Origin of the sequence: Clostridium sp. UBA5119, from assembly GCF_002414285.1 — a bacterium.
Classification (GTDB): domain Bacteria; phylum Bacillota; class Clostridia; order Clostridiales; family Clostridiaceae; genus Clostridium_J; species Clostridium_J sulfidigenes.
Map to the genome: position 1 here is coordinate 1 of NZ_DHYX01000092.1, position 11090 is coordinate 11090.

Here is an 11090-nt window from a genome sequence, read left to right on the forward strand (position 1 = left end):
TTGCTGAAGAGATAGAGGTATCAATTTCAACTATACTTGGATATGTTACAGAGTACATAGAGGAGTATGGAAGACCTAAGTTTACTATTCCTTTAAATAAATTTTTTAACCAAGATGAAGAAAAAATTATCATGGAGGTTTGTGAAAGAGTTGGCTATGATAAGGTCAGTAAGGTAAAGGCAGAGTTACCTAAGACAATTAATTATGAATCTATAAGAGCTGTTATACTTAAGAATTATTTTTAAGAGGAGAATATTATGGAAATTTTAAAATTTATAAAGATGCAGGGAGCAGGAAATAATTTTGTGGTTTTTGAAGATATGGAAGTAAAACACAATGATTTAGGTACTCTAGCTAAAAAGTTGTGTGATAGAAATTTTGGCATAGGAGGAGATGGGATATTAGTAGTAAGAAGGAGTAAAATTGCTGATATTCAAATGATAATAATAAATAGTGATGGTTCCTATGCTGGTATGTGTGGAAATGGAATAAGATGCTTTGCAAAATACGTATTTGAAAATAACATAGTAAGAAAAAGTGAGTTTACCGTAGAAACAGGAGATGGTATAAAGGTTTGTCATCTATTCATAGAAGATAATAAAGTAAAAGCTGTTAAGATAAATATGGGAAGAGAGAGTTTTAATCCAAAGTCTATTCCTGTCTTAGGGGAGGAAGAAATTATTAAAAAAGATATATGTACCAATGGAAAAAGCTATAATATAACTTCATTATTACTTGGAGTTCCTCATACTGTTTTATTAACTGAAGATGGAGGTTTTAAGGTTGAAGAAGGTGCAGCCATAGAAACCCATGAATTATTTCCACAGGGGACCAATGTTAACTTTTGTAGAGTTGTGAATAGAGGGGAAATAAAGGTTAATACATGGGAAAGAGGAGCAGGGCAAACCCTTGCTTGTGGAACAGGATGTTGTTCATCGGTGGTGGTTTGTAATAAATTAAATTTAGTAGATAAATCTGTGAAGGTTATCGCTCCAGGAGGTATTTTAACTATAGAAATAACTGAGGATGGAATAATGATGACGGGGCCAGCGGAGAATGTATTTAAGGGTGAAATAGCAGTATAAGTGAACCATTAAGAGTTTATATTAAAACAATTTATAAATTTGTTTTAATATAAACCCTTTTTTATTTATTTATAGAATTATATTTGAAATAAATGGTAATAATCATAGTTGTGATAAAAGAAGATTGTATTTTTAATATGTTTAAGGAGATAAAATGGTGATCAACAGAGTAGATTTAGATTCAATAGCAATAAATACTAAGGCTATGTCTATGCTTTCCAAGGAGATGTGTGAAGAGTATAGCGTTTTCCCTTATGACATAAGAAATAATGAGATTCACTTAGCTACGTTCAAGGAGCATACCAATGAAGAAATTAATAGATTAAGATTTATTTTAAAGAAAAAAGTTGTATTTAATTTATGTACTATAGATCAATTTAAGATTTATTTAGATAAATATTATGAAGAAATTTATAGAAAGCAAATAGTTAAGGGACTTAAAGGTGAAGAGTATCCTAGAAAGGAGCTTGATAAAGAAGTAAAAGGACCCATTATTTCTATAGTTGATTCAATTTTTAGAGAAGGTATTGAAAAAGGTGCTAGTGATATCCATATAGAACCATGGAAGGATAAAATTACTGTAAGGTACAGAATTGATGGTGTTTTAAATGTTTTTAGTACTTTACCTAAGAGTCTTTATGAGGTTATAGCCACAAGAATAAAGGTTATGGCAAATATGGATATTACTAATAAATACGCTCCAGAAGATGGAGAGATAAATCTTAAAGTAAAGGAACATATTTATGATTTAAGAATATCTACAATGCCTACTGTTCACGGAGAAAAATTTGTAATAAGAATATTACAAAGAAATGCACCTTTGTTAAATATAAATAAGCTGGGTTTTACACCTAAAGATTATCGAATCTTAAAAAATATATTAAAGTTTAAACAAGGTTTAATTATAATTACAGGTCCTACAGGAAGTGGTAAAACTACTACTTTATATTCTATGATAAATGAGTTGAACGAAGAAACTAGGAATATAGTCACTGTAGAAAAGCCGGTGGAGTGTGAAGTTGAGGGAATTAATCAAGTTTCCATAGGAGAAGGTAGTGCTACCTATGGAAATATATTAAAGGCAGTATTAAGACAGGATCCTGATGTAATAATGGTTGGTGAAATTATAGATAAGGAAACTGCTGAAGTAGCTATAAGAGCATCTTTAACAGGTCACTTAGTTTTAACTACCTTGCATACTAACGATGCTAGCAGTGCTATAAATAGACTAACTAACATGGGGATAGATGGAGATATAATTAAAAGTTCTCTTGTTCTTGTAATTGCTCAAAGGTTAACAAGATTAATATGTAAAAAGTGTAAGGTGAAATATAAATTATCCAAGGAAGAAAAGAAGCTTCTAGCCATGGATAGGATTGAAGAAGGTTATAGAGGAACTGGATGTATTAAATGTAATAGCACTGGATACAGAGGAAGAACTGTAGCCTATGAGATTATGATTATGGGAAAGAGATTAAAGGAGTCTATGGATAGTGGGGATAGTGATATATTAAGAAACATAGCTATTGAAGAGGGAATGATTACTATGAATGAATATTTTAAGGAATTAGTTGTAGAGGGAAGTACTTCTGTGGAAGAGTATTATGGAAATATGCAGGTTTATAACATTGAAAAAGCCTTAGGAGTGGATTATGGAGTATAAGTATAAGGGGATAAATGTAAAGGGAAAAATTGTATCAGGAAAAGTTATAGTAGAAGATCATTGGAGTTTAATGGAAAGATTAGAAGAGGAAGAAATATATTGTATTAAATATAAAGAGTTGCATAAAGAAAATACATATTTGTTTAAAAGAAGGATTTCAGAAAAAAATTTATCTACTTTTTGCAGAAATTTAAAGAATAATTTAAAGGCAGGAATTCCTTTAGTTAATGCTTTGAAATTATTAGAAGAGCATTTAGGGGATAAAAGGTTATGTGAAATTCTAAATAAAGTTATAAACAATATAAAAAGTGGTTTATCCTTTTCAGAAAGCTTAAAGAAATTTAAAAATGTATTTCCCGAATTTTTTATAACATTAATTCATTTTGGAGAAGAAAGTGGTAGATTGCAGCAGATTCTAACTTTCATGGAAAAGTACTATATGAAGGAATATAAAAGGCGAAAGAAAATTATTAGCGTAAGTATTTATCCTATAGGATTATTTATATTTGTATTAATTATGGGGTTAATTGCCATTTACAAGTTAGTACCTGCATTTTTTAATTCTATGGATATAGAAAATATGAAACTCCCTTATATAACTAGATTTTATTTAGGATTATCTAGAGTTATAAATAGTCTAGGTATACTTGTACTACCAATGGGCATAGGGATTTTTATTGGCATAAGCTTTATACATATTTATCTAAAGGGGAAAGGGATAACCTATAATTTTAAATATAAAAATCCACTAACGAAAAATTTAGAGAAAAATAGATTTTGTTGTAAATTTACTATGGCTCTTTCAATGATGATAGGTAGTGGTATTGATATAAAATCATCTTTAATTTTACTGAGAAATTGTGAAAATGCCATTTACATTAAGGAGCGGTTAAATAGATGTATAGAAGGGTTAGAAAGGGGTGATAGCCTTTATGAGGGCCTTAAGCGGTGTGATATTTTTTCAAATTATTTTCTGTCAACAATATATATAGGAGAAATTAATGGAAGTATTGAAGAGGTATTGCAATGTTGTAATGAAGTTTTCGAAGAAGAACTTGAAGGAAAATTAGATAGGATCACATCTCTAATAGAGCCACTACTAATAGTCTTTGTAGGTATATTTATAGGATCTATCATTATTGCAATTATGATTCCATTGTTTAATATGTATAATACAAAGTTTTAGAAGGTATTAAGGTAGAAAGCTATGAAGAAAAATGGATTTACGCTAATAGAATTAATAGTAGTACTGGGAATATTATCTATATGTTCATTTATAATATATCCTCATTTAAACTCCTATGAGGAAAAGAAGTTAGCCATGGAAATGGAACATGGGGTTAATGGAACAATTGAATTTATAAATAGTTGTAAGATGTATGCAAGAAATAATTATGATAATAGGAAACTCTTTAGATTAGTTATCCAAAGTAGAGAATTAAACCTATATCATGGAACTGTAAAAGTACACAGTTATCTATTACCAGATTCACTAAGGATACATATATCTAATGATGCTAGTATAACTATACCATTAGATATTGACGGAAATACATCTATGGGAAGGTCTATAAATATATATGATTCAGAGGGACGTAGAGAAGTTATAACCATAAAGGTAGGAACAGATTATGTTAGTAAGCAAAAATAAAGGAATTACACTGTTAGAAACTATAATAAGCATGTTAGTTATATCTACTATTCTCATAGGAGCACTTACTTTTTATGGTGTAATGGGAAGATGTGAAGAAGAAGAGCAAAAGGAAATGAAGGCCACTTTTCAGATAGATGCAGTTAAAAAGCTTATTTTATGCAATATGGATTATGGTGATATTAAAGAAGATATAGTTGGAAAAACTAGATTCATAAATACTAGTGATTTATCAGAGGAAGCTATAGGTAGTATAAATATAAGGCATATTATAAAGGATGAAGTAAAACAATACCCAATTATAATGTTAATGGGAACAGAAGAAACTGGTAAAGAAATTATAAAAGTAGAAGTTTTATATAGGTTTCAAGATGGAAAGGAAATAAATTATGTATTCTACAAGGGTAATTATGAGAAAAGCTAAAGGTGTTACTATATTAGAATTAATAGCTGCTTTAAGCATTTCCTCCTTAATAATTACAGTTATTATTAGCAGTTATAGTATTTGGATGAAAAGCTATAAGGAACGAGTATATTATTCTAGTGAAATTACAGGGATTTATGAAGCACTTATGTATATAGAGAATTATGTTAATTATAGAGGTGAAGGATGTTTTTTAAAAGATGGAGATATAATTATACCTACAAATGTAGGAGAAAGTTATATTTCTTTAGATGGGAATGAACTTAGGTTCTTTTTCAAGAATAAACATGGAGTAGGCCACACCAATCAGCCCCTTTTATATGATGTCAAAGAATTTAAAGTTAGGCAAAATGGTAAGGTTCTATTCATTAAAATAGTTACGGATAAAGGAATTAGTGGAGAGAGAGGAATTGGAAAAATATAAAATATGGTTAAACAAATATAGAAAAATTCATAGGGGATGGATATTAACCTATGTAGTAATTGTAGGAATGATTATTTCCCTTACTATATGTTATTCTATGAAATCATTTATTAATAGAAATTCTTATATTAAAAATTATGTGGAATATAACTTGAAAGAAAATCAGGACCATAGCTATAAGGAGCGCTTAATAGCTAGTTTTAATAGTTATGTACTAGAAAATATAGAAACTATAAATGCAGAGACTCCAGAGAAATACTTTGAAAGGAAAGCTGGTGAAAAACTAATCACCTATGATAATAGTTATATCACCTATGATTTAAGCAATAAGTATTTTCAGATCAATGGGTTAAGTAGAGTTTATAGGTTCGTTGTGGATATTAATGGTAGTAAAATTAAATATATTTTTAAGGGAAATTTAGTACAGTAGAAGGGAGAGTTATGAAAAAAAGGTGTACAATTGAAATAAGTGAAGAAGAAATAAAGTTTGTAAAAGAAAAGATTAAAGATTTAAAAAAGGATAAGAATTTTTACTGCACATATTGCAGTAAGAAAAATTATAAAGACAGTGATGTTGCAGTTGAGGAAAATTTAAGAAAGCTTAATTTGGACATAATTTTAGAAGGAGAAGAGATATTTGTACATAATATTTTTGTGCCTAAAGTAAATAAAATTAAACTAGATTTAATTGTTAAAAATCAGGTAATAAAAATTTTTTATGATATAGAAAATATAATCTTTAACTATGAAATTATTAGGAATAAAAGAGGAAAATTAGAGGTAGCTATATACTGCATAAATGTAAAGGATTCACTTTTAATGAATCGAGAATTGTTTTTAGGGGCAAATATAAACTCTGTAATACCTATACAACAGTTATATACAAATAAATACAACAAAAAGATAAAAAATGGAGAATTCACTTTAATAATATATAGAAATAAGTATGTTTATATCATTGAAGTAGAAAATGGAGCTATAAGAGCAAATAGAGTTATAAATGGAAGTAAAGAAAATGTAAATATAGAAATCTTAGCATTTTTGAGAGAGATTAGTGGGGAAGAACATAATAATAAGGGAATTTACATCATTACAAATAAGAAAAAGGAAAAGGTTAAGATTGCTAATTTATATGAGATGAAAAGGAGTTTTCCTGTAAATTCTTAATTTATGAAAGGGGAGAGAGGCAATGAAAGAAGGATATTATCCTCAATGGTATATAGAGAATTTAAGGTACATCTATAAGAAAAATATAATAAGGACTTTGATATATTTCTCTATATTATTTATAATTATTTCCATGGGAATATTAGGTAATTACTATAAGAGATTAAATATTGTAGATAAAGCTCAGTATAACAAAAATATAGAATTAAATAATGACAGAAGAAGTATTACAACCTTTGTATATAACTATATTTATGAAATAATTTCAAAGGAAGATCTTGAGATAAATTCTATGAATATAGATGACAATAATATAGGATTTAATATAAAGATTAAAGATAAGGAAGATTATTCAATGAGTATTAAAATTTTAGAAGAAAAGTTTTCAATAGTTGAAGTTTCATCTATTCTTCAAGAGAAGGAAGAGCTATATTTTACAGCTAAGGTAAAGATTAATGGATACTAGAAAATATAAATTAATTAATATTACAGTAGTTATAATAACTATAATACTCTTAATAGCCTATGGTAAAACACAAATAAATTTAAATAATGCTAAAAATCATAGAAATTTAGTTGTAAGTAACCGTATAGAAGCAAATAAAAAGGAAGAGTTTAAACTTGGAGAATTTTTAAATAGATTAAGAAGTTATAATGATATTTCTTTAAATAACATTGTTGTGTATGACTCTTATGGTGAAGTAACTATCAAGTGTAAGGGTGATTTTACTACTTTTAAAAATTTACTTAGTGATTTAGGTAAGATGGATGAAATAAAAGAAATTAACTCTTTGGTGGTGGAAGAAGATATTTGCACCTTTATACTTGTATTCAAAAAAATCTAAAAATTTTGGTATTTTTATGTTGACTATTTATTTATTGTTATGTATAATTAGGACCAAGGTAAAAGTAAATATTGTCTTATCACGAGCGGTGGAGGGACTGGCCCTTTGAAACCCAGCAACCTGTGTATATATATTGAATCATATATCTTTATATGTTCGTCATGGTGCTAAATCCTGCAGCTTTTTTGAGCTGGAAGATAAGAGAATGAATTGGCATGCATGAAATTTTATGCACTAGAGATTTATTCTCTAGTGCTTTTGTTTTTACCCAAAATAATTAAATCTAGATTTAAAGTAAATAGGATATCTACAGTAAAGGACGGTGCTAGAACATGATAGAGGTATCACATATCAATAAGAGCTTTGAGAGTTTAAAAGTTCTAAAGAATGTTTCATTTACCATAGAAGAAGGACAAGTATATGGAATTATAGGTCACAGTGGAGCTGGAAAATCTACCATGTTAAGATGTATAAATGGATTAGAAGGTTATGATGAAGGCAGTTTGAAAGTTATGGGAAAAGAAGTTTCCTCTATGACAGAAAGAGATATTAGAGAGTTTAGAAAAAATGTTGGAATGATATTTCAAAATTTTAACTTGCTTAAAAGGTCTAATGTATATAATAACGTGGCATTACCATTACAACTATGGGGATATGATAAGGAGCATATAGAAAAAAAGGTAGAAGAATTGTTGAAAATTGTTGGATTATCCCACAAGATAAAGTCTATGCCTAAAGAGTTAAGTGGCGGAGAAAAGCAAAGAGTAGCAATTGCAAGAGCTTTAGCTTTAGAACCTAAAATATTACTCTGTGATGAAGCAACCTCGGCACTGGATCCTAAAACTACAAAGGACATATTAGAGCTGTTATCTAAAATTAATAAAGAAATGGGGATTACCATAGTAATGGTTACTCATCAGATGGAAGTAGTAAAGTCTATATGCCAACGAATATTGCTTGTAGAAGGCGGAGAAGTTAAAGCTGAAGGAAATGTAGATGAACTGTTCTTAAGACCAGGATATTCTCTAAGAAAATTCTTAGGAGAAGAAGAAGAATTTTTATTTCAAGATGGAGTCAATATTAAGATATATTTTCCAGTAAATAAAAGTGAAAATTCATTTATAACCAACATGGCTAGAGATTTGAATGTAAATTTTTCTATTGTATGGGGCAAGCTAGAAAGATTCAGAGAAAATGTATTGGGATCATTAGTCATAAGAGTTGATGAACAGTGGAAGGAAGTTGTTACTAGTTACTTAGAAAAGAATAAGTTCCAATGGGAGGTGTTATAGTTATGACAGCAGAAGCAATTATATGGATCCTTAGTAGTGCACTAATAGAAACTTTAATAATGGTAGTGATATCTACGATCTTTGCAGTAATTATTGGTATGGTTTTAGCCATAGCTTTAATACTAACAACCAAAGAAGGTCCAATGGAAAATAAATATATATATAAAATATTAGATGGGGTTATAAATACTTTAAGAAGTTTACCTTTCGTAATCTTGATGGTGGTAGTAGTTCCTGTTACTAGAGTTATTGTAGGTAAATCTATAGGAACTACAGCGGCCATAGTACCTTTGACTATAGCTGCAGCGCCTTTTGTTGCAAGAATTATTGAAACTTCTTTAAAGGAAGTAGATAAAGGAGTTATAGAGGCAGCTCAATCCTTAGGAGCTACTAAGACTCAAATAATATTTAAAATAATGATAAAGGAAGCCTTACCATCTATTGCGTCAGGTCTTACTTTAACTATTATAAGCATTATAGGATATTCTGCCATGGCTGGATCTATTGGTGGAGGTGGTCTTGGAGCAGCAGCTATAACCTATGGATATAATAGATTTAATACTACAATTATGATATTTACAGTGGTAGTTTTAATTATATTTGTTCAACTTATTCAAAGCTTAGGAAACTACATATATAAGAAATTAAGCTAGTATTCAAAATTTAAGTTTAGAAATTTATAATCAAGGAGGAATATATACATGAAAAAATCAGTAAAGAAATTATTAAGTTTAACGTTAACCCTAGCTTTAGGGGTGACTTTAGTAGGCTGTGGTTCTAAGGGAAAAGTAGGCTCAGAGGTTAAGGGTGAAGATAAGGTTATAGCTATAGGAGTATCTCCAGAGCCTCATAAAGCTATAGTGGAAAATGCTATAAAGCCACTATTGGAGAATCAAGGATATAAAGTAGAAATAGTGGAATTTTCAGATTATGTACTACCTAATACTGCCCTTGAAGAAGGTGAAATAGATGCAAACTATTTTCAGCATGTACCTTTTTTAGAAGCTACAGTAAAGGAAAAATCTTATGATCTTTCTTATACAACAAAGGTACACCTAGAACCAATGGGAGTATATTCAGAAAAATTAGATGATATAGGCGCTATTAAAGATGGTGCGGAAATAGCAATTCCTAACGATCCATCTAATGGAGCAAGAGCCTTAAAGCTTTTAGCTAAAAATGGAGTAATTGAAATTTCAGAGGGGGATCTAGTAACTGCAAAAGATATTACTTCAAATCCTAAAAATGTTAAGATTACAGAGCTAGATGCAGAACAGTTACCAAGGGTTCTAAAAGATGTAGAATTAGCAGTAATAAATACTAACTATGCTTTAGAGGGAGGACTTAACCCTTTAAAAGATGCTTTAGTAATTGAAGGTATAGATAGTCCATATGCAAATATCATTGCTGTTAGAACAGAAGATAAAGAAAAGGATAAAATAAAAGCTTTAACAAAGGCAGCTACCTCTGAAGAAGTAAAAAAATACATCGAAGAGAATTATAAAGGAGCTATTATTCCTGGGTTTTAAATCTATCAAAATGTATATAATAGATATGAATATATGGATATAATATGCATTTTTAATAATATATTTAAACTTTTATTGCAAGTTTCTTAATATGAAGGTATAATTTGTTTGCAAAGAATACATAGTTTTGATAAAATATCATTGTTAATGTAAATGTAAGTAATTATAATTATTAAATTAGGTAATTAATTTATTACTAAAATTTAGTATGCATATTAATAACTACATAAGGTATTAAAGTGCTTTAAATAGGTTATAATAATTTTATTAACAAAGGCTATTATATATTGGGAGGTTACATTATGATATCAGCTGGAGATTTAAGAAAAGGAACAACTTTTGAAGATGGTGGACAAGTTTACACTGTTGTAGAATTTTTACATGTTAAACCAGGTAAGGGTGCTGCCTTCGTTAGAACTAAATTAAAAAATGCTATAACTGGAGCGGTTACAGAAACAACTTTCAACCCAACTGCTAAATTCCAAGAAGCAGTAATAGAGAGAAAAGAAATGCAGTATCTTTATTCTGATGGAGAGTTATACTACTTCATGGATCAAGAAACTTTCGAGCAAATTCCTTTAAACTACGATAAAGTAGAAGAAGCTATAAAATTCTTAAAAGAAAACATGTTTGCAATAATTAAATTCTACAAGGGTGAAGCTTTCTCAGTAGAAGCTCCAAACTTCGTTGAATTATTAATTACAAACACTGAACCAGCAGTTAAAGGAAATACTGCAACTAACGTGTTAAAACCAGCTACAGTAGAAACAGGGGCAATAGTTCCAGTTCCTCTATTTGTAAATGAAGGAGACACAATTAGAGTTGATACTAGATCAGGAGAATATATGGAAAGAGTTTAGTCCATATTGAGCTAGCTTTCATAATTGAAGGCTAGTTTTTATTTGCTATATGAATACATATTTAATAAGTTGCAGAGATATATGAAAACATACTGTTTTTAATAAGTGCTTCATATAATGAAATGTAATATTTCATTATATGAAGCACTT

At 29.1% G+C, this 11090-nt stretch carries 15 protein-coding genes and 1 riboswitch; all 15 genes read left to right on the forward strand.

Annotated elements, in window-relative coordinates:
• Positions 1 to 245 (forward strand): helix-turn-helix domain-containing protein (locus B2671_RS14070; protein ID WP_346870966.1); only part of this gene is annotated, 245 nt, incomplete at its 5' end.
• A gap of 12 nt (positions 246 to 257) precedes the next feature.
• Positions 258 to 1085: a diaminopimelate epimerase gene (gene dapF, locus B2671_RS14075; protein ID WP_346870967.1), complete on the forward strand. Its 828-nt coding sequence runs from the start codon at positions 258 to 260 to the stop codon at positions 1083 to 1085.
• Positions 1086 to 1239: 154 nt separating this feature from the next.
• Positions 1240 to 2748, forward strand: a complete 1509-nt coding sequence (locus B2671_RS14080) for a GspE/PulE family protein (protein ID WP_346870968.1) — start codon at positions 1240 to 1242, stop codon at positions 2746 to 2748.
• On the forward strand, positions 2738 to 3934 hold the full coding sequence (locus B2671_RS14085) for a type II secretion system F family protein (RefSeq protein ID WP_346870969.1): 1197 nt from the start codon (positions 2738 to 2740) through the stop codon (positions 3932 to 3934). The genes B2671_RS14080 and B2671_RS14085 overlap by 11 nt, the downstream gene beginning before the upstream one ends.
• Positions 3935 to 3955: 21 nt before the next feature.
• Positions 3956 to 4399, forward strand: a complete 444-nt coding sequence (locus B2671_RS14090) for a type II secretion system protein (protein ID WP_346870970.1) — start codon at positions 3956 to 3958, stop codon at positions 4397 to 4399.
• Positions 4380 to 4823, forward strand: a complete 444-nt coding sequence (locus B2671_RS14095; RefSeq protein WP_346870971.1) for a hypothetical protein — start codon at positions 4380 to 4382, stop codon at positions 4821 to 4823. Before B2671_RS14090 ends, B2671_RS14095 begins: the two co-directional genes overlap by 20 nt.
• On the forward strand, positions 4789 to 5247 hold the full coding sequence (locus B2671_RS14100; RefSeq protein ID WP_346870972.1) for a hypothetical protein: 459 nt from the start codon (positions 4789 to 4791) through the stop codon (positions 5245 to 5247). The genes B2671_RS14095 and B2671_RS14100 overlap by 35 nt, the downstream gene beginning before the upstream one ends.
• The gene (locus B2671_RS14105) at positions 5234 to 5677 is read left to right on the forward strand and encodes a hypothetical protein (protein WP_346870973.1); all 444 of its coding nucleotides are present in this window, start codon (positions 5234 to 5236) and stop codon (positions 5675 to 5677) included. The genes B2671_RS14100 and B2671_RS14105 overlap by 14 nt, the downstream gene beginning before the upstream one ends.
• Positions 5678 to 5688: 11 nt before the next feature.
• Complete coding sequence (locus B2671_RS14110) at positions 5689 to 6414, forward strand: hypothetical protein (RefSeq protein WP_346870974.1); 726 nt, start codon at positions 5689 to 5691, stop codon at positions 6412 to 6414.
• A gap of 22 nt (positions 6415 to 6436) precedes the next feature.
• Positions 6437 to 6880, forward strand: a complete 444-nt coding sequence (locus B2671_RS14115; RefSeq protein ID WP_346870975.1) for a hypothetical protein — start codon at positions 6437 to 6439, stop codon at positions 6878 to 6880.
• Positions 6870 to 7259 carry a hypothetical protein gene (locus tag B2671_RS14120; protein ID WP_346870976.1) on the forward strand — a complete coding sequence of 130 codons (390 nt, stop codon included), beginning with the start codon at positions 6870 to 6872 and terminating at the stop codon, positions 7257 to 7259. The genes B2671_RS14115 and B2671_RS14120 overlap by 11 nt, the downstream gene beginning before the upstream one ends.
• A gap of 73 nt (positions 7260 to 7332) precedes the next feature.
• A riboswitch (SAM riboswitch) is annotated at positions 7333 to 7463 on the forward strand.
• Positions 7464 to 7591: 128 nt separating this feature from the next.
• A complete protein-coding gene (locus B2671_RS14125; protein WP_346870977.1) occupies positions 7592 to 8551 on the forward strand; it encodes a methionine ABC transporter ATP-binding protein in 960 nt (319 codons plus the stop codon).
• 2 nt (positions 8552 to 8553) lie between these two features.
• Positions 8554 to 9204, forward strand: coding sequence for a methionine ABC transporter permease (locus B2671_RS14130; protein ID WP_414632639.1), 651 nt, complete (start codon positions 8554 to 8556; stop codon positions 9202 to 9204).
• Between the two features lie 48 nt (positions 9205 to 9252).
• Entirely contained in the window at positions 9253 to 10080 is an 828-nt protein-coding gene (locus B2671_RS14135; RefSeq protein WP_346870978.1) for a MetQ/NlpA family ABC transporter substrate-binding protein, read from the forward strand.
• A gap of 302 nt (positions 10081 to 10382) precedes the next feature.
• Complete coding sequence (gene efp, locus B2671_RS14140; RefSeq protein ID WP_035129348.1) at positions 10383 to 10940, forward strand: elongation factor P; 558 nt, start codon at positions 10383 to 10385, stop codon at positions 10938 to 10940.
• The last annotated feature ends 150 nt before the right edge of the window (positions 10941 to 11090 follow it).